Raw genomic sequence first — 24,988 nt, 5'->3', positions numbered from 1 at the left:
CAGCCGGGCCGGCGGCGGCGGCGTTCAGCTGTTCCCGCGCCGCACGCCGGGGCCGATCGCAGCGTCGGCGCCCATGGTGGCGCCGGCCAGCCGCGCCGATGCGGCGGTGGCGCAAGTCTTCACCGGCCGGCGCTTTGGCGAGAAAGGGATCTGCACCGATTGCCATGTCGTCACCGACACCGGCAACCCCGACATCACCCGCCGCTTCGCCATCGCGCCGGTCACCCTCAATGATCATTATCTGCCGCAGGGCCGCTTCCCGCACGGCCAGCACAAGACGTTCGAGGGCAAGACCGGTCAGGCGGCGTGCCTCCAATGCCACGGCGGCGCGCTCACCTCGAAGCTGTCGGGCGACGTGCTGCTGCCGGGTGTCGCCACCTGCCGGCAGTGCCATGGCGCGCCGGCGAAGACGCTGTTCAGCGCCGCGCCGCGCGCCGAAGCCGGCTGCGAGACCTGCCATGCCTATCATGATGGCGTGAACCCGCACGGGCCACCGGCTGCCGCCCGGCTGGCAGCGGTGCTCCCCTGATGCGCGCAGCGTTGCAATCGGGGCAAGCCTGCGTCAGTCTGCGACGCGGTGCCGTATTTGCCCTCAACGGGCCGGTGCGAAACAGGCGCAGCCGGCGGGGGCGGCACAGATGTTGATTGCCCAGGTGACCGATATCCATCTTGGCTTCCAGCCGGATGATCCGGGGGAGCTGAACGCAAGGCGATTCCACGATGTGCTGGAATCGCTGCTGGCCCTCACCCCGCAGCCCGATCTGCTGCTGGCCACCGGCGACCTCACCGAGCATGGCGCGCTGGCCAGCTATGAAGCCCTGAAGGCGGCCACCGACCGCCTGCCCTTCCCGGTGCATTTCGCGCTCGGCAACCACGACAACCGCGCCCATTTCCGCGCCGTGTTCCCCGAGGTGCCGGTGACGCCCACCGGCCATGTGCAGTATGACTTCACCCACGGCCCGCTGCGCTTCGTGGTGCTCGACACGTTGGAGGATGGGCTGCACGGCGGCGCCTTCAGCGCGGCCCAGGCCGACTGGCTGGATGCCGCTCTGGCGGCCGACACGCGGCCCACCATCGTGGTGCTGCACCACCCGCCGATCGAGACCGGCAATGGCTGGATGACGGAGGACATCGATGCGCCCTGGGTGCAGCGCCTCGCTGCCGTGGTGCGCCGCCACGGCCATATCGTCCGCATGGTGACCGGCCACCTGCACCGCGCCATCACCACAGGCTGGCACGGCACCACGCTGGCGGTCTGCCCCTCCACCGCACCGCAGGTGGCCATCGACTTCAGTCCGCTGGATGGCAACCAGCCCGACGGGCGAGACATGATCGTGGCCGAACCGCCGGGCTTTGCCGTCCACTGGTGGACCGGACAGGACCTCATCACCCACTTCGGCACCGGCGGCGACCACCCGGTGCTGGCCCGCTACAATGCCCGCATGCAGGCGACGGTGCAGCATATATTGGCGGAGCGGATGGGGCGTTGAGGTAGAGCGCGAGGGAGGGGCGCGGCAAAGCCGCGCCGTCGGACGACACACGAAAAGGGCGGCCTGTCGGGGCCGCCCTTTTTGGTCGCCGGCCGGTCTGGCGCGAGTCCGGCGTTATCGCTGCGCGATAACGCTCGGCCGCGCTCAGACCCGCATCGGCATCAGCACATAGAGCGACTTGGCCTCGTCGCCCTCGCGGATCAGCGTCGGGGCCGAGGCGTCGGCCAGGTGCAGGTCCACCTGGTCGCCGCTCACCTGGCCCAGGATGTCGAGCAGATAGCGGTAGTTGAAGCCCACCTCGATGTCGCTGGCGGCATAATCGGCGGGCAGTTCTTCGGACGCGGTGCCGTTTTCCGGGCTGGTGACCGAAAGCGTCACCTTGTCCCGGCCCAGCGCCAGCTTCACGGCGCGGGTCTTTTCCGTGGTGGCGATTGCCGCCACCCGGTCCACGCCTTCGGCCAGCGCGCGCGTGTCGATCTTCAACAGCTTGTCGTTGGCGGTCGGGATCACCCGGTTGTAATCGGGGAAGGTGCCATCGATCAGCTTGCTGGTCAGCGTCGTGTCGGCCGAGAAGCGGAAGCGGATCTTGGCCGGCGACAGGCTCACCTCCACCGGGGCATCGCCAGCCATCTCGTCGAGCAGCTTGCGCACCTCGTTCACGCACTTCCTCGGCACGATCACGCCCGGCATGTCGGCGGCGCCGGCCGGCAGATCCAGCTCGATGCGGGCCAGCCGATGCCCGTCGGTTGCCACGCCGCGCAGCTTGGGGCTTGGGCCGGACGTGGCGTGGATGTGGATGCCGTTCAGATAATAGCGCGTCTCCTCGGTGGAGATGGCAAAGCGGATGGCATCGATCAGTTCGCGCAGCTCACCGGCCGAGAGGGTGAAGCGCACCGGCAGATCGGTCTCCGCGATCACCGGGAAATCGTCGCGCTTCAGCGTCGACAGGCTGAAGCGGCTGCGGCCGGCCACCACGGTCATCCGCTCGCCGGCCACCGCCAGCTCGACCTGGCTGCCCTCGGGGAGCTTCCTCACGATATCGAACAGCGTGTGGGCCGACACCGTGGTGGCGCCCTGCACGTCGATGGCCGCAGGGATCGTCTCCACCACCTGCAGATCAAGATCGGTCGCCATCAGGCGGAGCCCGTCGCCGCGCGCCTCGATCAGCACGTTGGACAGGATGGGAATGGTGTTGCGCCGTTCGACCACCGACTGGATATGCCCCAGGCACTTCAGCAGCGTTGCGCGTTCGACGGTGGCCTTCATCCCATTCCCTGTTGCTAGGCGTGAATTTGCGCGCACTATAACCATTCAGACGCGCCGGCATAGTGGCCAAGTGCGGCGCCGGCGGCCTAGTGTAGCGGCCATGGACCTGATTCTCGCCCGCCACGCCGAAACCGTGTTCAACGCCGCCGCGCGCATGCAGGGGCACATGGCACACACCCCCCTCACCCGCGCCGGCATTGCCCAGGCCGAAGCCATGGGCGCCGCGCTGAAGGACGTGCTGGGCGACGCGCCGGACCGGGATTTCTGGGTGAGCCCCTCAGGCCGCACCCAGCAGACCGCCGCCATCGTCGGCGAGCATCTCTCCGTGCCCTTCTTCGACTGGCGACAGGACCGGCGGCTGCTCGAAATCGACGTCGGCGAATGGGAAGGCCGCTACTATGCCGACATCGTCGCCGACCTCGGCGAAAGCATCGTCTGCCCCGATCGCCGCCTTTTCCGCGTGCCGCCCCCCGCCGGTGAATGGTTCCCCGAAATCGCCGCCCGCCTCACCGACTGGCTGGCCGAACTCGACCCCACCCGCCCTGTGCTGGCCATCAGCCACGGCATCACCGCCCGCGTGCTGCGCGGCATCCTCGTCGGCGGGCAGGACTGGCACGGCGTCCCCGTCGCCGCCGACGCGCCACAGGGCACGGTGTTCCACATCCGCGATGGGGTCGAAACGATGCTCCACGTGGGCAGCGGTGCGCAGGGGGTGCGGGCGGCTTGAAGGTTTTCAGGAATAAGGAGAGCCTCCGGCGGGCAGGGACTCGTCCCTGCACCCATCAGCTTTAACGACGGCCTGATCTCGTTCGCGAGGCCGCGTTAAGAGCTGGCTGTCGAGCATACACTGAAGCCTGCGCCCCGAACATGGCAGCGCCGGCCGAGCTACCTCGACCGGCGCGCTTAACAATAAACGATCTTGGCAGGCTATGAGCTCACCGACTCAAGCTGCTCGCTAGGCCGTTGGAACAAGGGGAGAAACCGCGGCTTGGCCGTTACCTTCGTCCAACAGGTTGCCAATTCGGTCAATCGACCGCTTCATCTCGGCTTCGTCGATTGACCGCTTTTCACCAGCAGTCAGCTCAATACCGAGCTTTGCCTTGATGAACGCCTTGGTGGCAGCGCGAGCCTGCCGGTTGGATACGACCGAATTGGAGACGATGCAGACGTTCTCCCACTCGGAGTTCTTCTTGGACCAGTCGATGCCTTCGAGGGCCTTCAACTGCTCCTTCCAGTTGTCCCGCCCGATCAGGTCGACCCCGAGGCCGCCAAGGGCGCGAAGCACCGTCGAGTGGGAAGAGATCTTCTCCTGCCGCAGTTCGAGAGCAAGCTTCTGGCCGCTGAGCACCTTGGTCCAGTCCGGCATGTGGGCAGCGATCGCGTTCCAGTAGTCTGTCAAAAGTGTGGCGTTGGCGACGATGTCCTTCTTGTCGTGGCCCTTCAGCAGCTCCGCGTTGGCGTCGTAGAGCGCCGCCAGCGTGAACAGCTTGGTGGACTTGGAGCTGAGTGACACATTCTCCTTGTCAGTCAGTTCACGGAAGACCGGCACTTGGTCGATCATTGCCAAGGTCGAAGCGGCCACGGCATCCCGCTTGTCAAACAGGATATCGAGCGATTTTGAGGTCTTCTGGACGTAGCGATTGAGGTCCGAGAACATCTGCTGAACCCGTTCGGTCGATTCCCATGGGAACAGAAGGACAGAGATCGCATGCCCTTCGATCGGCACGCCATCTTGCAGAGCCTTCACGATCCCGGCGCGCCGGTGCTGACCATCGTTGATGATCAACTCATCGCCCAACTGCAGAATGAGCACGCCGATATCCGATCCTTCGGTGAACGGCTCAAACTTCGGCTCGCCTTTGTAAGATGCCGTGATCGACGAGAAGATGTAGTTGTCTTCATTCTCGGCGATGTAGGTCGCCAAGTCGGGGACGCGCTTCTCGTTCAACACCCGCTGCTCGCGGTCTTCGGGGCTGATACCGGCCCAGTCGGTGAACTTGAAGAACTGCGGCACGGCCTTCATCGGCATCAAGCACGAGTAGTACGTGCGGGTGCCCATCTTCCCGCGCATGGCGGGCACACGGATATCAAAGTTCATTTTCGGTCTCCTTACAGAGCTCGCCAAGGCTTGAGCGAACCACTCGCTCATTCACGCCCCGAGCTCTAAGACCGAAACATATACAGCTCTCTTCACCCTGTCAACGAGCTCCCTTTCTTTTTTTATAGAGCTCGGATTCATCGTGCAGCCAGCTCTAGCCGTCTCAGGATACAGCTGTGTCGGCTTGGTCATTGCCGCATATGTTAGCAGAGAACGTCCAATGGTCGATTAGGCCGGCAGACATGCCCGTTGCGCATTAAGGAATCCCTCTGGGTTCTCGTCATTTATGAAACAAACTTCGAGAGTTGCCCCTCCCAATCGCACAAGGGGCTGCAGGGACGAGTCCCTGCCCGCCGGAGGCCTCTTCTTCCCTGCCCCTTCTTCTGTCCTACGCCGCCAAGGCCTGTCATCATGGTGGCGGCTCAAGGCGCTGGCCGTAGGCTGATGGAAGCGCCAAGCGGCCTTCCGCGCGCATGAGAAGAATCTGTAACCTATGTGACCTACACGATGGGGGCAGGCGATCTTCGGTCAGCAGCTTTTCACTTTGTTGGCAGGGCATGCGCCCGTAGAAGGCCCGTATCGCAACTGGAGTCCCCACCATGTCTGATCCCGTTGTCATTGCCAGCCATGCCCGCACGCCGATGGGTGGGTTTCAGGGGGTGCTGGCGGGGCTGACGGCTCCGCAGCTGGGCGCCGCCGCTGTGCAGGCCGCCGTGGAACGGGCCGGCGTGTCGCCGATGGCCGTTGAGCAGATCGTGATGGGCTGTGTGCTGCCGGCCGGGCAGGGCCAGGCGCCGGCGCGGCAGGCGGCGTTGGGCGCGGGCTTGCCGCTGCATGTGGAGGCGACCACCATCAACAAGATGTGCGGCAGCGGCATGCAGGCGGCGATCATGGCGCATGATGCCCTGCTGGCCGGCACGGCGCGGGTGATGGTGGCGGGCGGCATGGAGAGCATGACGAACGCGCCCTATCTGTTGATGAAGCATCGCGGCGGTGCGCGCATCGGCCATGATGCGGTGAAGGACAGCATGTATCTCGATGGGCTGGAGGATGCCTATGACCCCGGCCGGTTGATGGGCAGCTTTGCCGAGGAAAGCGCCCGCGATTACCAGTTCACCCGCGCCGCGCAGGACGCCTTTGCCATCGCCAGCCTGGAGCGCGCCCAGAAGGCGATTACCAACGGCGCCTTTGCCGGCGAGATCGTGCCGGTGGCGGTGCCATCGCGCGGCGGCGAGGTGCTGGTCGACACCGACGAACAGCCCGGCAAGGCGCGCATCGACAAGATCCCCAGCCTGAAGCCGGCCTTCGCCAAGGACGGCACCATCACCGCCGCCAACGCCTCCTCGATCAGCGACGGGGCGGCGGCGCTGGTGCTCACCCGGCAGAGCGTTGCCGAGGCCGAAGGCTGGAGCGCGAAGGCCCGCATCATCGCCCACGCCGCCCACGCCCATGAACCGGCGCGCTTCACCACGGCCCCGGTGCCGGCCATTCAGAAGGTGCTGGACAAGGCCGGCTGGACGGTAGCCGATGTCGACCTGTTCGAGGTGAACGAGGCGTTCGCGGCGGTGGCCATGATCGCGATGCATGATCTGAAGATCCCGCACGAGAAATTGAACATCCACGGCGGCGCCTGCGCGCTCGGCCATCCCATCGGCGCGTCGGGCGCGCGCATCCTGTCGACGCTGATAGCCGCGCTGGAACTCACCGGGGGCAAGCGCGGGGTGGCGGCCCTGTGCATCGGCGGCGGCGAGGCGACCGCCATGGCAGTGGAGCTGCTCTGATGTCGCTCACCGGCAAGCGCGCGCTGGTCACCGGCGCCACCAGCGGCATCGGGCTCGCCATTGCCAAGGCGCTGGCGCAAGCCGGGGCCCGGGTGATGATCAATGGTTTTGGCGATGCGGCGCAGGTGGCGGCGGCGCAGGCGGAGGCTGGCGGTGCCCTCTACCATGGCGCCGACATGTCGAAGCCAGGCGAGATTGCGGCGATGATGGCCGCCGCGCACGAGCAGCTGGGCGGCGTCGACATCCTCGTCAACAATGCCGGCATCCAGTTCGTCGCGCCGGTGGAAGAGTTTCCTCCGGAAAAATGGGATGCAATCCTGGCCATCAACCTGTCGTCTGCTTTCCACACCACGCGCGCGGCGGTGCCGGGCATGAAGGCCGCAGGCTGGGGGCGCATCATCAACACCGCCTCTGCCCACAGCCTCGTCGCCTCGCCGTTCAAGTCGGCCTATGTGGCGGCCAAGCACGGCATGGCGGGCTTCACCAAGGCCATCGCGCTGGAAGTGGCGGAGCACGGCATCACCGCCAACTGCATCTCACCGGGCTATGTGTGGACGCCGCTGGTGGAAAAGCAGATCCCCGACACCATGGCCGCCCGCAAGCTGACGCGCGAACAGGTGATCGAGGACGTGCTGCTGAAGGCGCAGCCCACCAAGCAGTTCGTGACGGTGGAACAGGTGGCGGCCCTCGCCCTGTTCCTGTGCAGCGATGCGGCCAGCCAGATCACCGGCGCCAACATGACGATGGACGGCGGCTGGACAGCGGCCTGAACCAGCCCCGGATTCCATCCCCGTTATCCCCGTTATCCACAGGCAAGATTGCCGATATTTCAGTTTGACGACTCAGTGGAAGGGTGCGAGCATCCACTTGTAGCCGGGAATTGACAGGAAGCGGAAACGCCAACGGAATGAAGCGGTTATCACCAGTCGCAGGTGACAAGTCCCATCTTAGGAGGGGAATTTGATCGGCCAGGCTGGTGGGGCTGGAAGGCCAGTGGAACCGAAGTTGATCCCCCGCCGCAAAGCAGGGGTGGAAGCAACGGGAAAGCCGGGAGCCAGCCTGGGCCGGAACGCCGGTCCGCATCAGGCAGCTGTGCACAGGAGCGATCCGGAAGGCAGCAGGCCAGAGCGGGCAAGGGCACGACCCGAAGGCTGCAGGCAGCAGCCCGCAGGAAGGATGCAGAGGCGCAAGCAGCTCCATCGGAACGGCAGGTGAGCGCGGCGGCCAGGGCCAGCGAGGCCGAACCAGAGCGAACCGGGAGGCGCAAGCCAAACGGGCCAGCAAAGGGGAGGTGCGGACCGGTCCTGCAACGGCGGCACGGTGGCGGAAGCCACCGCGTCCGCCGGATGCGAAAGTGCCGTGGAGTGGCGAGAGGCCAGCCGCTGCAGCTTCTGTCGGAAGGCAGCAAGCGCAGGCGCGCCGACCGCACCGCCCACGTCCTCTTCTGAGGGGCACGACACAGTGGCCGCTGGTGGCAACACCAGCGGCCATTATGTTGTGAAGGGGTTCAGGCGGCGGGCCGCCGCCAGACTCACGCGAACACGGCCGGCGACCAAGAAGGGCGGCCCCCAACAGGCGCCCATTTCGTGTGTCGTCCGACGGCGCGGCTTAGCCGCGACGTCTCTTCTCCAGATCTCTGACGAACCGCCCCCGCCGCTTACGGCTTCACATCAGGCGGCAGTTCGCCCGCCATGCTCGCCGCCACCTTCTCGGCTGCCTCCATCACCCGCAGCAGGTTGCCGCCGGCAATCTTCTCGCAATCGGCCTCGCTGTAGCCGCGGCGCAGCAGTTCGGCGATCAGCGCCGGATAGGTTTCCACGCCCTCCAGACCGGTGGGCGTCGATTCGATGCCATCAAGGTCACCGCCGATGCCGACATGGTCGACGCCGGCCAGCTTCACCAGCCGGTCGATATGGTCGGCAACATCCTTGATGCCCACCGGCGGCAGCGGGTTGCTGGCTTCCCAGGCCTTCATGCCGGCGGCCTGGCGGTCAGGCTGCGCGATGTAGAGGGCGGACAGGCGCTGGCGCTCGCCAGCGCGCGCGGCTTCCCAGGCCTGGCGGGCGCTGTTGATGAAGCCGGGGACATAGGTGGTCATCACCACGCCGCCGTTGGCCTTGACCAGCGGCAGCACGTCATCGGGCACGTTGCGGACATGATCGGCAATGCCGCGCGCGCTGCTGTGCGAAAAGATCACCGGCGCCTTCGCCGTGGCCAGCACCGCCTTCATGGTGCCGGGCGACACGTGGGAGAGATCGACGAGCATGCCGATGCGGTTCATCTCGTGGATGATGGCCTTGCCATAGGCGCTGAATGGCTCGGCGCGCGGCGGCTCGTTGGCACTGTCGGCCCAGTCATTGTGCTTGGTGTGGGTCAGCGTCATGTAGCGCACGCCCAGCGCGTGATACATGCGCAGCACCGGCAGGCTGTTGTCGATCTGGCTGCCGCCCTCCACGCCCATCAGGCTGGCAACCTTGCCGGTCTTCTGGATGCGGCGGATGTCGGCGGCGGTGGCGGCCAACTCAAAATCGGCCGGATACTTGGCCACGAAGCCGCGCACGATGTCGATCTGTTCGATGGTGGCCTTCACCGCCTGCGGGCCGGTGACGGTGGCTGGCACATAGACGCTCCAGAATTGCCCGCCGACCCGGCCCTGGTGCAGGCGGGTGATGTCGGTCATCAGCGGGCGGGTGAACTTGCGGCTGTCGGCCTTCAGATCCTGGCTCCACCAGCCTTCGCCGAAACTGCCGCGCAGCGCACCCGGCCAGTCGTTGTGGCCATCGATGATCGGCTGGCGCTTCAGCACGGCTTCCGCGCGCTTCAGCATGGGATCATCCAGCGCAAGGGCGGGCATGGACAGGGTGGCCAGCAACAGGGCGGGCAGCAGGCGGGCGCGGTTCATCATCATGGGTGTCGTGCTTTCAGGCAGGAGGCAGGCGGCGCAATCGGCCAAATGGCGCAGCGACTATGGTCAGGGCGTGGTGGGCGGCTTGGTCGTCGCCGCCGGGCGGCCGCGCGGGCCGGCCCATGTCCAGCTGGCGATCTTCCAGCCGGCGGCCTGTTTCTGCAGCACGAAGGTCATGCGCCCCGGTTCGGCCATGGCCTTGCCATTCTGGGTGAAACTGTAGGTGGCCGTGGTGATGACATAGGCGGCGCTGCCGCTCGTCTCGGCGCGCAGGGTGTTGCCGATGGTCAGCTTTTCCTGGGTGCGGCCGGCCGCCTTGCTGTCCTTGCCCAGATCGGCGAGCCAGGTGTCGAAGGCGTCGCGACCGCTCCACATATAGGGCGGCGGCTCGTCGATGATCACCGGGTTGGCGGTGTGGGTCGCTTTCGCAGTTGCCAGGTCGCCCTTGGCGAAGGCTGCGGCAAAGGCATCGATGGCACCGCGTGCCGGGCCGGCCGGATCGGCGGCAAAGGCAGGCGTGGCGGCAGCCAGCATGGCCGCGATCAGCATCATCCGCATGGTATGAGTCTCCCCTGTTGTGGGCGCAATGCTACGCCTGCGGCACACGCCCGCCAAGCACTGATGGTCGCACCCCCGCCGCCCTCTCTTGCCCGATAGGTGACGGGCGGGGATGGCTGTGGCTTTGATGGCCGCAAATCCGCTTTGCCGAAGGAAACACCCCATGCTCGAAGCTGCCGATCGCCGCGTCTATGGCCCCGATGAACAGGCGTTCCGCGACACGGTGCGCAAGGTCTTCGACAAGGAGCTGATCCCCAACCTCGACCGTTACGAGGAAGAGGGCATTGTGGACCGCAAGTTCTGGCGCGCCTGCGGCGAGGCCGGGCTGCTGTGCCCCGGCGTGCCGGAGGAATATGGCGGGCTGGGCCTCGATTTCCGCTACAACGCCATCGTGGACGAGGAACTGGCCTATGCCGGCTCATCGGCCGGCATCACGCTGCAGTCCGACATCATCGCCGATTATCTGATCGCCTATGGCAGCGAGGAGCAGAAGCAGAAGTATCTGCCGAAGATGATCAGTGGTGAGCTGATCACCGCCATCGCCATGACCGAGCCGGGCGCCGGCAGCGACCTGCAGGGCGTGCGCACCACGGCCAAGAAGGATGGCAACCACTATGTCATCAACGGCTCCAAGACCTACATCACCAACGGCCAGAATGCCGATCTGATCATCGTGGTGGCCAAGACCGATCCGGAGGCCGGTGCCAAGGGCACCTCGCTGATCCTGGTGGAGGCAGACCGCGAAGGCTTCAGCCGCGGCCGCAACCTCGACAAGATCGGCCAGAACAGCGCAGACACCTCGGAACTGTTCTTCAACGACGTGCGCGTGCCGATGACCAACTGCCTGGGCGAGGAGAACAAGGGCTTCATCTACCTGATGAGCCAGCTGCCGCAGGAGCGCCTCTCGATCGCCATTTCCGCCCAGGCCGGCGCCCAGCGCGCCTTCGACGAGGCCGTGAAGTTCGTGAAGGACCGGAAGGCCTTCGGCAAGACGGTGTGGGATTTCCAGAACACCCAGTTCACCCTCGCCGGCCTCAAGACCGAACTGCAGGTCGGCTGGGCCCATATCGACTGGGGCCTGCAGAAGCTGATCGAAGGCAAGCTGACCGCCGCCGAAGCCAGCGCCGCCAAGCTGTGGCACACCGAACTGCAGGGCCGCGTGTGCGACGAGGCGCTGCAGCTGCACGGCGGCGCCGGTTACATGAATGAATATCCCATCGCCCGCCTGTGGCGCGATGCGCGCGTGCAGCGCATCTATGGCGGCACCAGCGAGATCATGAAGCTGGTGGTGAGCCGGACGATCTGATCGCAGCCGGACGAGCGGATAGCGTCACGCGCTATCCGCCAACTCCAGCAAGACCGACCTGCGGGTTTGGGCAAGCCAGCGCGGCAGCTTTGCCGGCGCAGAGGCTAGCCTGAAGCCCGTTCGACGTCACGACCATCACGGCGGCGAAGTCGGCAGCAGCGATTCCGCGCCGCGCGGGCTGGTGATCGGATCGGCATGACGGTGCACCAGCCGCCAAGCCTGGCCCTGACGCTGATAGACACTGGTCACTCGCGCCGCGAAATCGGCGAAATCCGGGCTGTTGCCCAGCCTGGCGTGGCCGTGCTCCACTTCCACCAACACCCATGTTTCGCCGCCACCATAGACGGCGATCCGATCCACGCTGGTCACCGAGCCGTCGTGATACTTGGTGGCGGCATTGGCGAGGCGGGCGCGCACTTCGGCAGGCCCCTTGCCGAACGGGCCGAACGGATTGCCCAGCGTGATATCATCCCGATCGGCAAACAGCGCGGCATAGCCGGATGGATCGCCGTTCAATATCCTGCGCAGCGCCTCGTGGCTTTCGGTGACGGCCTTTTCGAGTGCTGGCGGCAGCCCGGGCGGCTTTGCGGTTGCTGGGCCTGCCAGCAAAGCGGCAGCGGTGATCGTCAAGCCAATCCAGGTCATGATGCGCCCCTCCCCTGATCGCCAGGCAGCCTAGACAAACTGCATGGGGCGAGCCAGCCAGATGCGGCAATCTCCGGAATGGAACTGCCGGGATTCTGCCCTTATCGGGTCGCAATCCTGTGCAATGAGCGCCGCCATGAGCCTTTCGACTGCCGCCCGCCTGCCCGACTCCAGTCCACGCGAAACCAATGGTGCACTGGCTGGAGAGGATGTGGCCCTGATCAAGCTGGCCGCTACGCTGGGCCGCGAGCTGGGTGACTATCGGCCCGCCATCTACTGGGCTGACACGGCTGCTTCGGCCATCATCGGCTGGGGCGCGCTGGCGGCGCTGATCCTCGCCGATGGCCTGCCCATGGCTGCCACCGCCGCGCTGGCGGTGGTCGCCGTCCTCGCCCTCTATCGGCTGGGCAGCTTCATCCACGAGATCAGCCACATGAAGGATGACAGTGTGCCCGGCTACCGGCTGGCCTGGAACCTGATCGCCGGCATCCCCCTGATGATTCCCAGCTTCATGTATGAGGGCGTCCACAATCTGCACCACGCCCGCAACCGTTACGGCACGGTGCGCGATCCGGAATATATGGCGCTGGCCCTGAAGCCCAAGATCAGTGTGCCGCTGTTCGTCGCCATCGCCGCGCTGGGGCCGATCGGCCTCCTGATCCGCTGGGGCCTCCTGGCGCCGCTGTCGCTGTTGAAGCCGGTGCGCAACATGGTCCGCGCGCGATTCTCGGCGCTGTCGATCAACCCCGAGTTCCGCCGCGATCCGCCAGCCGGCCCGGCCGCCGCGCGCTGGACGGTAATGGAAGTCGCGACCTCCACCTTCGTCATCGCTGTGCTGACCGGGGTCGCCACCGGCCTGATCCCCTTGCGCGCCTTTGCCATCTGGCTGGCCGCGCTGTCGGCCAGCATGGTGATCAACCAGGTGCGCACGCTCGTCGCCCATCTGTGGGAGAATGACGGCAAGGTGATGACCATCACTGCCCAGTTCCTCGACAGCGTGAACGTGCCGCCGCCAGCCATGTTGCCGGAACTGTGGGCGCCGGTGGGCCTGCGCTATCACGCGCTGCATCACCTGCTGCCCGGTCTGCCCTATCACGCCCTGCCGGAAGCGCATCGCCGGCTGCTGGCGGAACTGCCGGCCGACAACAGCTACCACGGCGGCAACCACCGCAGCCTGAGCCAGGTGATCGCCCGGCTGTGGGCGAGCGCGGGGACGGCGCGGGCCTGAACCCGCTGGCCGGGCGTCACACCCGGCCGTGTTCCTTGTTCCAGGCCTCCACGCGCGCCATCGCCATTTCCATGATGTGCGGCGCCATGTTCTCGGGCGGCGGCGGGAAGCTGGTGAACTCGTGGCTGGCGCGCAGCACCTGGTCCCCGCGCGCGATCACGAAGCCTTCCCACCCTTTGTCACGCACGGCGTTGCAGATGTCGCTGTAGACGTCGAGACCGCCGGTATAGGCGAGGAAACGGCGCGGCTTGCCCGGCACGTTGGCGCCCATGTACCAGCTGTTGGCGCGCGGGAACAATGTCATCGCTGCCGACTGGTCGACATGGTCGGTCCACGCCTGTTCCGCCTCGCGCGTTGCCTCGATGCGGCCGGCCTGGCTGGCATTCAGGCTGGCGATGATGTCAGCAACATAATCGACATGCTGTTCGATGCTGTTGATCATGTTGGTCAGCACCGATGGGCTGCCGGGGCCGGTGATCAGGAACAGGTTGGGGAAGCCGGCGACCATAAGGCCGAGATAGGTTTCCGGGCCGGCGGCCCAATGCTCCTTGATGGTCTCGCCGTTCACCCCGCGGATATCGACACGCTCGATGGCACCGGTCATCGCGTCAAAACCGGTGGCCAGCACCACGGCATCGAAATCGAAGCTGCGGTTCTTGGTGCGGATGCCGGTGGCGGTGAACGTCTCCAGCGGGTCTGACCGCAGATCGACCAGCTCGACATTGTCGCGGTTGTAGGTGGCGTAATAGTTGGTGTCGACGCATGGGCGCTTGGTGCCGAACGGGTGATCCTTCGGGGTGAGCATCTCGGCGACCTTGGGGTCCTTGACCTGCTCGCGGATCTTCTCTGCGATGAAGTCGGCGACGATCTTGTTGGCCTCCGGATCGATGGCCTGATCGGCAAAGGCGCTGAGGATGCGGAACCCACCCCAGGCCCAGCGTCGCTCCAGCTCCGCCTTGATTTCATCCGGCGGGGTCTGGGTGGCGATGGCGTCCTCGCGCGGATCATTCCAGAAACCGGTGGGCGTGTAGCGCGAGCGGGCACGGAAAGCCCGCGGGTCCTTCAGCCACTCCTGGAACTCCTCTTCCGGGATCGGGCCATTGCGGGCCGGCGTGGAATAGTTGGGCGTGCGCTGGAAGACGGTGAGATGGGCGGCGCTTTCGGCGATGATCGGGATCGACTGGATGGCCGACGAGCCGGTGCCGATGATGCCGACACGCTGCTCGCTGAAATCCACCCCTTCGTGCGGCCAGCGCGAGGTGCGATAGATGGTGCCCTTGTAGTCGTCGAGACCGGGGAAGGTGACGTCGGTCGGCACCGACAGGCAGCCGGTTGCCATCACCACGAAGCGCGCCGGGATCACCTCGCCCGTGTCGAGGGTGACATTCCAGCCGTCGGCCTTGGCATCCCAGTGCGCGGCCGTCACCCGGGTCTTGAATCGGATGTCCTTCTTCAGGTCGAAGCGGTCGGCAACATGGTTGGCATAGGCCAACAGTTCCGGCTGTGGGGCATAGCGTTCCGACCAGCGCCATTCCTGTTCCAGCCGCGCATCGAAGCCATAGCTATAGTCGAGGCTCTGGATATCGACGCGGGCACCGGGATAGCGGTTCCAGTACCAGGTGCCGCCGACGCCGCTGCCGGCCTCGATCGCCTGCACCTTCAATCCCTGTTCGCGGCTCTTCAGCAGCATGTACATGCCGGCAAAGCCGGCACCCACGATCAGTACATCGAGACGTTCCGCCATTTCCCTCTCCCCGAGCCCCGGCGACCGGGGCGATACCACCACGCTATCATGCAGGGGTGTACGGCAAAGCTGGGACTATTGAGTGCGACAGTAAAGCCCGAAATAACAGGGCCCGGTGTCGGGAGACACCGGGCCCTGCCTTTGCCTGCTGCGGATCAGATCAAGCGGCGGGCTTGACAGCCTCCGCCGCCGCAGCGGTCTCGGCCGGCGCCGGGGTGGTGGCCACCACCGGGGCCGGAGCGGCGACCGGGGCGGCGCCCTTCAGCGCCGGATAGTCCTTCAGCATCTTCACCCCACCCAGCGGCTTGTTCACGCCCTGGTGGCAGGTGGCGCAGTTCACCTTCAGCGGGTCACCGTGCGGGCCGCGGCGGTTGCCATAGAGGCCCTTGCCGTTGGCCGGCCACACGTCGCCCAGCGCGGTGATGTAGTTGTTGTTCACATCCCGCACCATGCGGATGCCATACCAGGCGTTTACACGCTGCGGACGGCTGTCCTCCCACTTCGCGAAATTGTTCGAGTTGTGGCAGAAGGAGCAGTTCACGCCCAGGCCCTGGCTCATGTGCATCATCAGGCCGTAGGTCTTTTCGGTGGACTGGATCGAGGCAGCGCTGGCCGCGGTGGGGAAGGCCTTGCCGCCCACCCGGATGTTTTCCTTGCCGGCCAGATAGTCCGTGAACGGATCATAGGCGAGGCTGGCATAGGCCACCGTCTTGGCCGGCGTGTTGCCGCCGCGCTTGTTGCCGGTGATGTTGCCCGGATCCGGCACCGCCGTGGCCCAGTTGTTCACCGGCACCGGGTTGCCGCGGTGGCAGGTCCAGCAGGTCACGCCGGCGTTCTCCTGGTTGCCGAAGTGCGGCTTCCAGTTGGCGTTGATGTTCTGCGTCATCTGCAGCATCTTGCGCGCCACGACCTTGGTGTACTTCTCGTCCGAGGCCATGTTTTCCGGATTGTGGCAGTAGGTGCAGCCGGCATCCTTGATGTTGCTGCCATCCGGAGCGACCCAGGTGGTCATCGCCTGCATCAGATAGTTGAATTCGTCCACCGAGATGTCGCCCAGCACCTGGACGTTCTCGTAGGCCGTCTTCGCCCGGTCGCCGGCCAGCATCTCGGCCGTCAGTTCATAGGGCGGGGCGGGCACTTCGCCCACCTTCGCCTTGGTGTCGGGGTCGGTAATCAGCACCAGCCCGGTGCCGCGATAGCCGACCTGTTCCTGCTCCTTGACGCCCAGTTCGCAGCCAGCCAGCAGCAGCGCGGGCAGAGCGATGGCCAGAGCCTTCTTCAACGCACTCATTGCGGCGCTCCCGGAAGAGTGGACGGATCGACGACGCCCGTGGCCGGATACTCCAAGGCAAAGCCATGCTGCACGGCCCAGAGGTACCAGTTGTCGACCACAGTACCGGTGAGCAGGATGCCGATGCCGCCGGTCAGCGTGGTCAGCACCGCGAACCACCAGGCCCAGCGATGGATCGATTCCATGGTGGCGTTCCAGCCCATGGTCCAGCGCCAGAACAGGGCCGCGCGTTCCGAGGCGGTACCGCGATCGGTGATCTGCTCGATCTCGCGTTCACCGCCATAGCGGCCAACGGCGAGGATGGTGGCGCCGTGCATGGCGAACAGCAGCGTCGAACCATAAAGGAAGGCGATGCTGAGCGCGTGGAACGGGTTGTAGAAGAGGTTGCCGTAGCGGATCGAGAAAGCCGCGGTCCAGTCGAGGTGCGGGAAGATGCCGAACGGCACCGCTTCGGCCCAGCTGCCCATCATCATCGGGCGGATGAAGCCGAGCACCAGATAGAGCCAGATCGCCGAGCCGAAGGCCCAGGCCACGTGCGTGCCCATGCCCAGTTCCTTGGCGCGGACATAGGTGCGCGCCCACCACAGCAGGATAGAGGCGGTGAGGAAACCGCCGGCCGCAATCCACCAGCCGCCTTCGTTCAGCGGCACGTTGAAGGTGAAGCCGTACTTGGCGGGCGGCGGTTCCAGCGCCAGCCAGAAGAACTGGCGGACGAACTGGATCGGATCCCAGTTCACCGAAGCCGCCATGTTGAGACCCATGATCTCGATGGCGATGAAGCCGCACAGCAGCGAGGCGAGGCCCAGCTTGCCGAGGTAGACGGGCCCGATCTGGGCGCCGCCCAGTTTGCCCATCAGCCACGAAGTGCCGAACGGGCCGAAGCGCTCGTCGTTGTTGGGGCCGAGTGGAACGCCGGCTTCCAGCTCACCGCGGAGCTGCACCTGCGTGAAGATGTTCTGATAAGCCATGGTGCGTGTCCGTCCTCAACGCCAGATCGGCAGGTTGAGCCACCAGGTCCACCATTCCGGCCAGCCACGCGACCAGAAGGGACCCGAGATGATGATGCACACCGCGCTCCAGAAGCCGGCGTTCATGGCCAGCAGCAGGCCCAGGCGGTGGATGCCCAGCGTGCCGACCGAATAGCCGATCAGGTCGCGGAAGAAGGTGTCTTCATACTCCGGCGACTTCACCGTCTCGCCCTTGGCCGGGTTGACCGCGGACAGCACCAGCGCGCCGTGCAGGCCAAGCGCCAAGGTGGTGGTGAAGAAGAAGCTCACCGCCAGCATGTGGGCCGGATTGTAGTGGAAATGCAGATACTGGTAGCCGGTGTTCGACACCCAGTCGAGGTGGGGGAAAATGCCATAGGGGAAGCCATAGCCCCAGGCGCCCATCAGCAGCGGGCGGAACACAACCAGCGTGACATAGGCGAGGATGGCCATGCCGAAGGCGGCCGGCACATGATAGCCGATGCCGAGCTTGCGGCAGATTTCCACTTCGCGCAGCGCCCAGCTGCAGAAGGCCCCGATGGCGCAGATGGTGATGATCTGCCACAGGCCGCCTTCCTTGAGCGGCGCCAGCTTCAGACCATAGGAAATGTCGGGCGGGGCGATGTTGATCAGCCAGGGGTTCCAGGTCGGACCAATGGCAGCTCCGTAAAGGATCAGCGCCGTGCCCAGGGCCGCGAAAAAGAGCGTCGTGACCCCGAAGAAGCCGACATAGAAAGGACCGATCCAGAAGTCGAAGAGGTCACCGCCGATCAGCGTGCCCCCGCGCACTCGGTATTTGCGTTCAAAACTCAGCACCGCCATGGCGCACCTCCTCCGCGAGACCGCTGCCCAACCGTGACCCCAGCCGACCGATCATGGCCTAGCCATGACGGCCAACCCGCGGTTCACCTGTTCCACGAGTCCGGCTGACCATTACAAGCCGGTAATTAATCCGAAGGTGGATGGGCGGGCAGTGTGACAAACCCGCCCATCTCACCAGGGAATCCGGCCCTTGGGCCAGCCTGACCGGTGTCAGGCGGCCTGGTTGGCTTCGGTGACGGCCGCGGAAGCAGCCGGCTCGGCGCCGTCCAGCCAGTTGTAGCGGTCGGTGCTGAGCAGGATGAAGTGGATCAGGATGGCCAGCGTGAACAGGAAGACCGCCAGGGCGGTCAGAATGCGCTGCGGATTGAAGGTCTGCCAGATCTTCCACATTGTCGTCGCTCCTTAAGCCCGGGGCGCAGCGACGCTGGACGCGTCGGCAGCCTGGATCTGGTGGATTTCCGTGGCAGCAAACGCGCGCTTGGAGCCCAGCCAGGGACGCCACACCCACACCAGCCAGTGGGCGATGACCGCCACGATCACGAAGAACGCCATCGACACGACGAAGCCCCGGTGGAACTCCTTCGCTTCGGCGTCGGTCAGGTAGGTACCCGGACCAATCTTGTTGTCACTCATGCCTTTTCCTCCGATGGTTCCGCCGCACGAGCCCGTTATGGCCTCGCCCGACCGGCGACTTCGCGGCGTAGGATGATTCCACCGCAAAGTTGTTGCGACTGATAGGGGATTCCCCCCTCACAGCCAATTCCCTTCGCCCCTCTCATGGCAAGTTTGTAATGGTTTGAAAAGAGGCTTCTGTGGCCGATTGTCACGCGGCGCTTCATACGGCCAATGTTTCATGCAGCCTGCGTTTCATAGAGGCGCAGCGCCGCGCGCAGCCGTTCCATGGTCACCAGCGTCTCACCGGCATCGCGGGTCGCCCGTTCAGCCGCATCGCGCAGGCGCTTCGCCGCCGAGATCCGCACCAGCACCGGCTCCTTGTCCACCATGCGGTCAAGTTCGGAGCGGGCGTCGTCGTCCCAGGTCACCGCTTCCAGCAGGCGTGACGGCGTCGCGTCGGCCTTGTCCATCATCGTGGAGAGCGGCAGGATGAAGAACAGCGCATCGAACAGCGCGTTGCACACCTCCTGCATGATCCAGGTGCAGCCCGAATAGCCCATGAAGGGCGTGCCCGTGTGCCGGCGGATGGCGGCACCGGGGAAGCTGGCGTTGATGTAGATGGAGCGGCTGTTGGTTTCCGCCATGTACATGCGCTCGTTGTAGCTGCCGAACACGATCAGCGGGCTGCTGGTGCGGATCGATTCGCGCACGGCCTCGTTGTCGGGCTTCACGCCGGCGTTGCGCTGATAGGCGAACACGCAGGGCATGCCCATGTCGTCTTCGAGGAACACCTTCATGCCGCGCGTGTAGGTTTCGGTCGCCACGATGCCGAAGCTGGCGGTGGCGAAGAAATCCTGCGTCACCGAGCGCCACAGATCCCACAGCGGCTTCAGCGTGGTGTGCTTCTCCTTCTCGATGAAGGGTTCGGGATCAACGCCGGTCAGCTCGCCCAGCTTGCGCAGGAAGGCGGTGGTGCTGTTCAGGCCGATGGGGGCCTGCAGATAAGGCCGCTCCAGCGTCTCGCACAGGTTGCGGCCCCATTCGCGGTACATGCACACGTTGACCGAGGCATCGGCGAGGCGGCGGATGTCGGCGAGGTGGGTACCCAGCGGGAACACCATGTTCACCTCGCAGCCGATGCCTTCGATGAGGCGGCGGATCTCCGCGAGGTCCGACGGCATGTTGAAGGTGCCATATTGCGGCCCGATGATGTTGACGAGCGGCTTCTCGCCCTCCTTGCGCACCTTGGGCGCCGGCATCTTCTTCGGCCCGAACTCCTTCCACAGCCAGGTCAGCGCGCGGTCGGCCGACTGCCACTGGTCCTCGTCGATGGTGCGCGGCAGGAAGCGGACGATGCTGGTGCCTTCCGGCGTCACACCGCCGCCGATCATCTCGGCGATGGAGCCAGTGACCACCACAGACGGCAGCGCCGGATCCAGCGTCTTCCACGCCCGCTTCATGGCGCCTTCGGTGCCGGTCTTGCCCAGTTCCTCCTCGGCAAGGCCGGTGACAACGATGGGCAGTTCGTGCGGCGGCAGGCCATCGGTATAGTGCAGCACGGAGGTGACCGGCAGGTTTTCGCAGCCCACCGGGCCGTCGATGACCACCTGCAGGCCCTTCACCGAGGTGAAGCTGTAGACCGCGCCCCAATAGCCCCCCGCCCGATCGTGATCGAGAACGAGCATATCAGTTTCCTATCGCTTCGCTCGCCTTGGCGGCGGCGATCATCTTGCCAGCGAACTTCTTCTTGAACTCCGGGCGGTCCTGCGGAACGGCCTCCCAAATGCCGGCGGCGTGGCCCTCGCCAACCCCGTCGAAGAAGCCCTTCATGGCATCGAAGCGGTCCTTGTTCCGCAGCGCGCCGTTGATCACCTGCGCCAGGCTGCCGGCCCCGGCCGGGCCCATCAGCGGCCGCGCCGAGATGAGGTTGGTGAAATACAGGCCCGGGATGGCGCGGGTCTTGGCGTGCTGCACCACCGGCGTGGTGCCGATCGACAGGTCAGGACCGAATTCCTCGACCGCCGCGATGTCCTGTTCCAGGCTGGCGCGATACTGGATGCGCGTGCCCCTGGCTTCCAGCCATTCGCGATCGGGATCAGACCATTTGGTACGCGGGCAGGCGGTGCCGACGTAGGGCACCTCGGCGCCCGATTCGATCAGCAGGCGCGCCACCAGCAGTTCCGAGCCTTCATAGCCCGACACGGTGATGCGGCCCTTGATCGGCGAACCTGCAAGCGCACCGGCAATGGCCGGCAGGAAGCGGTTCTGCGCCGCCGCCACGGCATCGGCCGAAACCCCGAAGGCATCGCCAATGGCCTTCAGCCAGGCCGCGGTGCCGTCGCGGCCCACCGGCGCCGAGCCCACCATGGTGCGCCCGGCCGCCTCGAACTCGCGGATGGCCGCCGTGTAGAAGGGGTGGATGGCCGCCACCACCGGCGAGGCCAGCGCGGCATAGAGCTCACGCCATTCGCGGGTGGGCACAACGGGCCCGGCAGTGAGCCCCATCGGCTCCAGCATCATCGAGATGCCGACCGGATCGGCGGGGAACATCTCGCCCAGCAGCGTGACCGTCGGCTTGTCGGGCATCACGGCGGGTGCCGCGACCGGGCCGGCCATGATCTCCTCGCGGGCATATTTCAGCATCGCGCCGGCCAGCACGTCCTTCGCCTCAGCATGGGTGGGCACGCCAAAGCCCGGCACGTCGATGCCGATGATGCGCACGCCGTTGATGCTGTCGGGTAGCAGCTGCAGCGGCACGCCCGACGCGGTCGGCACGCACAGGTTGGTCACCACGATCGTGTCGTATTTTTCCGGGTCAGCCTGCTGGTAGACGGCTTCGCGGATGTCCTCGAACAGCTTGCCGGTGACCAGGGTCTCGGAATTGAACGGCACATAGCCCACGGTACGCCGCGCGCCATAGAAGTGCGACGTGAAGGTGAGGCCATAGACGCAGCAGGCCGAGCCAGACAGGATGGTGGCGGTGCGCCGCATCCGAAGGCCAACGCGCAGCGAGCCGAAGGCCGGGCACATGGATTGCGGCTGGTCGTGCGGGCCCTTCGGATAATCGGCCGCGTAGCGGTCGAGCACCTCGGACTTGCCGGCCTTGGCGGCGGCATCGCGCATCGTGTCGGCGCCGGCGTGGCAGCCGGCGCCATCGGCAACAGGCTGGGCAGCGGGCGGTACGGCAAGCTCTTCAGACATTGTCGTACACCACTTCCAGGCTCGGCTTGGTCTCGTAGACGCCGCCGCGCATATCGGCCTGTGTGGCCGGCTTCAGGGTGAAGTTGCCGCCTGTGTCTTCCGGCTTGAACAGGCCCAGCAGGCCATCCTGATCGAGCGGGGTCGGCCGCACCGGCGGCGCGGTTTCGACATTCTGTGCCAGTTCCGCGAACAGCGGGCCCCACTGGCCATCGGGCGTGCCGATGATCTGGTAGTTGGCCGACTTGCGACGGATATCCTCGTGGGCCGGGATGCTGGCCAGCACCGGAATGCCCACCGCCTTGGCAAAGGCCTGCGCCTCGCCGGTGCCATCATCCTTGTTGATCAGGATGCCGGCCACGCCGACATTGCCGCCCATCTTGCGGAAATATTCGACCGCCTTGCACACATTGTTGGCGACATAGAGGGACTGCAGATCGTTGGAGCCAACGACGATCACCTTCTGGCACATGTCACGCGCGATCGGCAGGCCGAAGCCGCCGCACACCACGTCACCCAGGAAGTCGAGCAGGACATAATCGAAGCCCCAGTCGTGGAAGCCCAGCTTCTCAATGGTCTCGAAGCCATGGATGATGCCGCGGCCACCGCAGCCGCGGCCCACTTCCGGCCCGCCCAGTTCCATGGCGAACACGCCGTCGCGCTGGAAGCAGACGTCTTCAATCGTCAGTTCCTCGCCCGAGAGCTTCTTTTTCGAGCTGGTCTCGATGATCGTCGGGGTCGCCTTGCCGCCGAACAGCAGGCTGGTGGTGTCGCTCTTCGGATCGCAGCCGATCAGCAGCACGCGCTTGCCCTGCTGCGCCATCATGTAGGACAGGTTGGCGAGCGCGAAGCTCTTGCCCGAACCGCCCTTGCCATAGATGGCAATGATCTGGGTTTCCTTGGTGATCTCTCCGGTGTGCACCGGATCAGGCTCGATCGCGGCCTCCTCGCGCAGCGCGGCAACCTGATCGAGAAGTTGATTGATGCTCATGCGATATCTCTCCAGTCGAAGACCATCTTGAGACAGTTGGGGTCCGAAAAGGCCTGACCATAAGCGGTCGGGGCCTCAGATGCCGGAACCTTGTGCGTCACAAGGCCCTCGAGCGACAGCCTACCGCTGCCCACCATCGCGAGGCTGCTCGCGAGGTCGTCAGGCTGGAACTCTGTGGCGATGCGGATACGCGCCTCGCGCCGGAACGCAGGCGCGAAGTGGAACGACAGCGGCTCGCTGTAGAAGCCGGCCAACACGATCTCGCCGCCGCGCGCCATGTGCATGACGGCGGTGTCGAGAATGCGGTGGTCACCGCTGGCGTCGTAGATCGAGCGGTAATCCCGCCGCTCGTCGGTCTCGGGCCGGATCACCCGATAACCTTCTGCTCCGCCCATGCGGGCGTCGTTGATTTCCCAAACGGTCGGCTCCACGCCATTGGCCAGCGCGATCCGCGCCAGCAGGCGGCCGAGCACGCCATGGCCGATGATGAGATCGGGCATCTCGCCGCCCACCACCGCGTGCTGGGCGGTCGCCAGCAGGCTCATCAGCACGGCCTTCTCGTCCCAGCCGCCCGGCACCGGGATGACCCGCGCCGCCCCGGTGATGAGGGTACGCGCCTGGCCGCCGAACAGCCCGCGCGCACCTTCGAACTTGGAAGAGCCCGGCACGAACACCGTCCGCCCGATCATCGCCTTCTGGTTGACGCCGGCATCCACCACCGTGCCCACCGCTTCATAGCCGGGCACCAGCGGATAGCCCATGCCAGGGAACATCGGCATGGTGCCGTTGTGCATCAACTTCTCGGTGCCCATGGAGATGCCGGACCAGTCCACGGCCACCACCACATCATCGGCATCAGGCGCCGCGAGCGCCAGGCGGCGCAAGGCGACGCGCTCCGGCTCCTCCACGACGACGGCCAAGGTTTCCATCCCGTTCAACCCCTCATGCCGATGCCCTGCCCGGCCCGGCCGCATCTGCGCCGTCCCTTCCCGGCCCGGCACACCCGCAATTTCGCGGCGGCAATCTATGCGCCGCGATTTTGCGATGTAAAGCCGTGTTACAACTTCGCAAGGCAAAAAATTGGACGAGGATGCTCCAGTTTCAGGCTTGACGCCGGCTGGAGCCCGGAGGAGGTCCCGAGTCCCCTCAGCGTTCGGCCACGATCAGCCTTGTCACCATGGGCAGCGCGGTCGGCACCTCGCGTGCTGCCGTGAAGCCGGCCTGGGCCAGCAACGCCAGGTAATCGCCGGCGGTGCGCGGCCGGCCCGATCCCATCGCCCACAGGTAGAGCCCGAAATAGGCATCGCCCATGGCCTCGGCGCCCGGCGTCGCCGCCATCGGCTCGGCGATCAGCAGCCGGCCGCCGGCCGGCAGCGCGGCATGGGCCTTCTTCAACAGCGCCCGCACCACCTCGTCATCATGGTCATGGCAGATGCGCACCAGGCTGATGACATCGGCGCCCTGCGGCAGCGGATCGTCGCGGAAGCTGCCGCCATGCAGGGCCACATAGCTGAGGCCCGCCGCCGCCAGTTTCGCCTTGGCGCCCTCCACCACGGCCGGCAGATCGAACAACTTCATGGCCAGCCGCGGGTGCTGCGTCGCCACCGCTGCCAGGAAGGCGCCATGGCCGCCGCCCACGTCCATCAGGCACTGGTGGCGATCGAATCGATAGGCATCGATCACCTGTTCGGCGACCATCGGCTGGCTCGCCGCCATCAGCGCCGAATAGGGCGCCACCTCGCCGTCGCCGCCACCCTGCCAGCTGGCCGCATCGGCGGTGGCTGGCTGTCCGCGCCCGGCAGCTGGTGCATAGGTCCAGAACTGCGCCAGCCGGCTCTGGCCGCGTCCGCCCTTCAGCAGCGCCAGCGGGTCGGCCAGATCGTCATAGAAGATCTTGTGATGCTCGATCATCGCCAGCGCGCCCTGGTTGCTGGCCAGCGCCGCGCCGCGCTGGCCCAGCACCCAGAGTTCCGGGCCGGCGCGCTCCACCAGGTCGATGGCGCTGGCCGCCCCCAGCAGCCGCTCCATGGCATCCAGCGGCAGCCCGGCGCCTGTCGCCAGGTC

22 protein-coding genes and 1 pseudogene are annotated in these 24,988 nt (G+C 65.9%); 7 read left to right on the top strand and 16 right to left on the bottom strand.

Translation table 11 applies throughout. The features are described from left to right. Nucleotides 1-529, top strand: a pseudogene (locus GJV64_RS01590) (hypothetical protein); the annotation flags it as partial. Nucleotides 530-638: 109 nt separating this feature from the next. Next, entirely contained in the window at nt 639-1,490 is an 852-nt protein-coding gene (locus tag GJV64_RS01585) for a metallophosphoesterase (protein ID WP_164155545.1), read from the top strand. 144 nt (nt 1,491-1,634) lie between these two features. Here GJV64_RS01585 and dnaN read toward each other — a convergent pair whose 3' ends face one another. Next, nucleotides 1,635-2,756: a DNA polymerase III subunit beta gene (gene dnaN / locus GJV64_RS01580; RefSeq protein WP_164155544.1), complete on the bottom strand. Its 1,122-nt coding sequence runs from the start codon at nt 2,754-2,756 to the stop codon at nt 1,635-1,637. A 100-nt stretch (nt 2,757-2,856) separates the two neighbouring features. Here dnaN and GJV64_RS01575 point away from each other — a divergent pair, with 100 nt between their 5' ends. Beyond that, nucleotides 2,857-3,483 (top strand): histidine phosphatase family protein, encoded by a 627-nt coding sequence (locus tag GJV64_RS01575; RefSeq protein WP_164155543.1) that lies wholly within the window; start codon nt 2,857-2,859, stop codon nt 3,481-3,483. Nucleotides 3,484-3,711: 228 nt separating this feature from the next. On the opposite strand, the gene dndB is transcribed toward GJV64_RS01575, so the two are convergent. Beyond that, complete coding sequence (gene dndB / locus GJV64_RS01570; RefSeq protein WP_164155542.1) at nt 3,712-4,854, bottom strand: DNA sulfur modification protein DndB; 1,143 nt, start codon at nt 4,852-4,854, stop codon at nt 3,712-3,714. Nucleotides 4,855-5,453: 599 nt separating this feature from the next. Between dndB and GJV64_RS01565 the strand changes: the two genes are divergently transcribed. Beyond that, nucleotides 5,454-6,635: an acetyl-CoA C-acyltransferase gene (locus GJV64_RS01565; RefSeq protein WP_164155541.1), complete on the top strand. Its 1,182-nt coding sequence runs from the start codon at nt 5,454-5,456 to the stop codon at nt 6,633-6,635. Next, on the top strand, nt 6,635-7,405 hold the full coding sequence (locus tag GJV64_RS01560) for a 3-hydroxybutyrate dehydrogenase (RefSeq protein WP_164155540.1): 771 nt from the start codon (nt 6,635-6,637) through the stop codon (nt 7,403-7,405). The genes GJV64_RS01565 and GJV64_RS01560 overlap by 1 nt, the downstream gene beginning before the upstream one ends. 887 nt (nt 7,406-8,292) lie before the next feature. Here the strand turns inward: GJV64_RS01560 and GJV64_RS01555 are convergent. Then, nucleotides 8,293-9,537, bottom strand: a complete 1,245-nt coding sequence (locus GJV64_RS01555) for a dipeptidase (RefSeq protein ID WP_164155546.1) — start codon at nt 9,535-9,537, stop codon at nt 8,293-8,295. Between the two features lie 69 nt (nt 9,538-9,606). Further along, nucleotides 9,607-10,098, bottom strand: a complete 492-nt coding sequence (locus tag GJV64_RS01550; RefSeq protein WP_164155539.1) for a nuclear transport factor 2 family protein — start codon at nt 10,096-10,098, stop codon at nt 9,607-9,609. A gap of 163 nt (nt 10,099-10,261) precedes the next feature. Between GJV64_RS01550 and GJV64_RS01545 the strand changes: the two genes are divergently transcribed. After that, nucleotides 10,262-11,404 (top strand): acyl-CoA dehydrogenase family protein, encoded by a 1,143-nt coding sequence (locus tag GJV64_RS01545; RefSeq protein WP_164155538.1) that lies wholly within the window; start codon nt 10,262-10,264, stop codon nt 11,402-11,404. A gap of 135 nt (nt 11,405-11,539) precedes the next feature. Here GJV64_RS01545 and GJV64_RS01540 read toward each other — a convergent pair whose 3' ends face one another. Continuing rightward, nucleotides 11,540-12,049, bottom strand: a complete 510-nt coding sequence (locus GJV64_RS01540; RefSeq protein WP_164155537.1) for a YybH family protein — start codon at nt 12,047-12,049, stop codon at nt 11,540-11,542. A 136-nt stretch (nt 12,050-12,185) separates the two neighbouring features. On the opposite strand from GJV64_RS01540, the gene GJV64_RS01535 reads away from it, so the two are divergent. Next, complete coding sequence (locus GJV64_RS01535; protein WP_164155536.1) at nt 12,186-13,277, top strand: fatty acid desaturase family protein; 1,092 nt, start codon at nt 12,186-12,188, stop codon at nt 13,275-13,277. A gap of 16 nt (nt 13,278-13,293) precedes the next feature. Here GJV64_RS01535 and GJV64_RS01530 read toward each other — a convergent pair whose 3' ends face one another. The 11 genes from GJV64_RS01530 to GJV64_RS01480 all read right to left on the bottom strand — a co-directional run. Next, nucleotides 13,294-15,021: a flavin-containing monooxygenase gene (locus GJV64_RS01530; protein ID WP_164155535.1), complete on the bottom strand. Its 1,728-nt coding sequence runs from the start codon at nt 15,019-15,021 to the stop codon at nt 13,294-13,296. 160 nt (nt 15,022-15,181) lie between these two features. Beyond that, complete coding sequence (gene pufC, locus GJV64_RS01525; protein ID WP_164155534.1) at nt 15,182-16,312, bottom strand: photosynthetic reaction center cytochrome PufC; 1,131 nt, start codon at nt 16,310-16,312, stop codon at nt 15,182-15,184. Beyond that, nucleotides 16,309-17,280 (bottom strand): photosynthetic reaction center subunit M, encoded by a 972-nt coding sequence (pufM, locus tag GJV64_RS01520; protein WP_164155533.1) that lies wholly within the window; start codon nt 17,278-17,280, stop codon nt 16,309-16,311. Before pufM ends, pufC begins: the two co-directional genes overlap by 4 nt. A 15-nt stretch (nt 17,281-17,295) precedes the next feature. Next, the gene (gene pufL / locus GJV64_RS01515; RefSeq protein WP_164155532.1) at nt 17,296-18,120 is read right to left on the bottom strand and encodes a photosynthetic reaction center subunit L; all 825 of its coding nucleotides are present in this window, start codon (nt 18,118-18,120) and stop codon (nt 17,296-17,298) included. Nucleotides 18,121-18,330: 210 nt separating this feature from the next. Next, nucleotides 18,331-18,510, bottom strand: a complete 180-nt coding sequence (gene pufA / locus GJV64_RS01510) for a light-harvesting antenna LH1, alpha subunit (protein ID WP_164155531.1) — start codon at nt 18,508-18,510, stop codon at nt 18,331-18,333. A 12-nt stretch (nt 18,511-18,522) separates the two neighbouring features. Beyond that, nucleotides 18,523-18,753, bottom strand: coding sequence for a light-harvesting antenna LH1, beta subunit (gene pufB / locus GJV64_RS01505; protein WP_156255302.1), 231 nt, complete (start codon nt 18,751-18,753; stop codon nt 18,523-18,525). Nucleotides 18,754-18,971: 218 nt separating this feature from the next. After that, a complete protein-coding gene (gene bchZ / locus GJV64_RS01500) occupies nt 18,972-20,420 on the bottom strand; it encodes a chlorophyllide a reductase subunit Z (RefSeq protein ID WP_164155530.1) in 1,449 nt (482 codons plus the stop codon). Nucleotide 20,421: 1 nt separating this feature from the next. Continuing rightward, nucleotides 20,422-21,936, bottom strand: coding sequence for a chlorophyllide a reductase subunit Y (bchY, locus tag GJV64_RS01495; protein WP_164155529.1), 1,515 nt, complete (start codon nt 21,934-21,936; stop codon nt 20,422-20,424). Beyond that, complete coding sequence (locus GJV64_RS01490; RefSeq protein ID WP_164155528.1) at nt 21,929-22,924, bottom strand: chlorophyllide a reductase iron protein subunit X; 996 nt, start codon at nt 22,922-22,924, stop codon at nt 21,929-21,931. The genes bchY and GJV64_RS01490 overlap by 8 nt, the downstream gene beginning before the upstream one ends. Then, entirely contained in the window at nt 22,921-23,853 is a 933-nt protein-coding gene (bchC, locus tag GJV64_RS01485; protein ID WP_164155527.1) for a chlorophyll synthesis pathway protein BchC, read from the bottom strand. The genes GJV64_RS01490 and bchC overlap by 4 nt, the downstream gene beginning before the upstream one ends. Before the next feature lie 217 nt (nt 23,854-24,070). Then, on the bottom strand, nt 24,071-24,988 hold a 918-nt coding region (locus tag GJV64_RS01480), incomplete at its 5' end, for a methyltransferase (protein ID WP_164155526.1).

Source organism: Sandarakinorhabdus rubra (genome assembly GCF_010994245.1).
Classification (GTDB): Bacteria; Pseudomonadota; Alphaproteobacteria; order Sphingomonadales; family Sphingomonadaceae; genus Sandarakinorhabdus; species Sandarakinorhabdus rubra.
This window is presented reverse-complemented; position numbering and strand designations above follow the sequence as displayed.

Bases quoted from the DNA above. Each gene is read 5' to 3' on its own strand.
- GJV64_RS01545 (WP_164155538.1), top strand. From the start codon at position 10,262: ATGCTCGAAGCTGCCGATCGCCGCGTCTATGGCCCCGATGAACAGGCG.
- bchZ (WP_164155530.1), bottom strand. From the start codon at position 20,420: ATGCTCGTTCTCGATCACGATCGGGCGGGGGGCTATTGGGGCGCGGTC.
- GJV64_RS01540 (WP_164155537.1), bottom strand. From the start codon at position 12,049: ATGACCTGGATTGGCTTGACGATCACCGCTGCCGCTTTGCTGGCAGGC.
- GJV64_RS01535 (WP_164155536.1), top strand. From the start codon at position 12,186: ATGAGCCTTTCGACTGCCGCCCGCCTGCCCGACTCCAGTCCACGCGAA.
- GJV64_RS01565 (WP_164155541.1), top strand. From the start codon at position 5,454: ATGTCTGATCCCGTTGTCATTGCCAGCCATGCCCGCACGCCGATGGGT.
- pufA (WP_164155531.1), bottom strand. From the start codon at position 18,510: ATGTGGAAGATCTGGCAGACCTTCAATCCGCAGCGCATTCTGACCGCC.
- GJV64_RS01575 (WP_164155543.1), top strand. From the start codon at position 2,857: ATGGACCTGATTCTCGCCCGCCACGCCGAAACCGTGTTCAACGCCGCC.
- GJV64_RS01555 (WP_164155546.1), bottom strand. From the start codon at position 9,537: ATGAACCGCGCCCGCCTGCTGCCCGCCCTGTTGCTGGCCACCCTGTCC.
- pufC (WP_164155534.1), bottom strand. From the start codon at position 16,312: ATGAGTGCGTTGAAGAAGGCTCTGGCCATCGCTCTGCCCGCGCTGCTG.
- bchY (WP_164155529.1), bottom strand. From the start codon at position 21,936: ATGTCTGAAGAGCTTGCCGTACCGCCCGCTGCCCAGCCTGTTGCCGAT.
- pufB (WP_156255302.1), bottom strand. From the start codon at position 18,753: ATGAGTGACAACAAGATTGGTCCGGGTACCTACCTGACCGACGCCGAA.
- GJV64_RS01560 (WP_164155540.1), top strand. From the start codon at position 6,635: ATGTCGCTCACCGGCAAGCGCGCGCTGGTCACCGGCGCCACCAGCGGC.
- pufL (WP_164155532.1), bottom strand. From the start codon at position 18,120: ATGGCGGTGCTGAGTTTTGAACGCAAATACCGAGTGCGCGGGGGCACG.
- GJV64_RS01550 (WP_164155539.1), bottom strand. From the start codon at position 10,098: ATGCGGATGATGCTGATCGCGGCCATGCTGGCTGCCGCCACGCCTGCC.
- dnaN (WP_164155544.1), bottom strand. From the start codon at position 2,756: ATGAAGGCCACCGTCGAACGCGCAACGCTGCTGAAGTGCCTGGGGCAT.
- GJV64_RS01530 (WP_164155535.1), bottom strand. From the start codon at position 15,021: ATGGCGGAACGTCTCGATGTACTGATCGTGGGTGCCGGCTTTGCCGGC.
- GJV64_RS01585 (WP_164155545.1), top strand. From the start codon at position 639: ATGTTGATTGCCCAGGTGACCGATATCCATCTTGGCTTCCAGCCGGAT.
- pufM (WP_164155533.1), bottom strand. From the start codon at position 17,280: ATGGCTTATCAGAACATCTTCACGCAGGTGCAGCTCCGCGGTGAGCTG.
- GJV64_RS01490 (WP_164155528.1), bottom strand. From the start codon at position 22,924: ATGAGCATCAATCAACTTCTCGATCAGGTTGCCGCGCTGCGCGAGGAG.
- dndB (WP_164155542.1), bottom strand. From the start codon at position 4,854: ATGAACTTTGATATCCGTGTGCCCGCCATGCGCGGGAAGATGGGCACC.
- bchC (WP_164155527.1), bottom strand. From the start codon at position 23,853: ATGGAAACCTTGGCCGTCGTCGTGGAGGAGCCGGAGCGCGTCGCCTTG.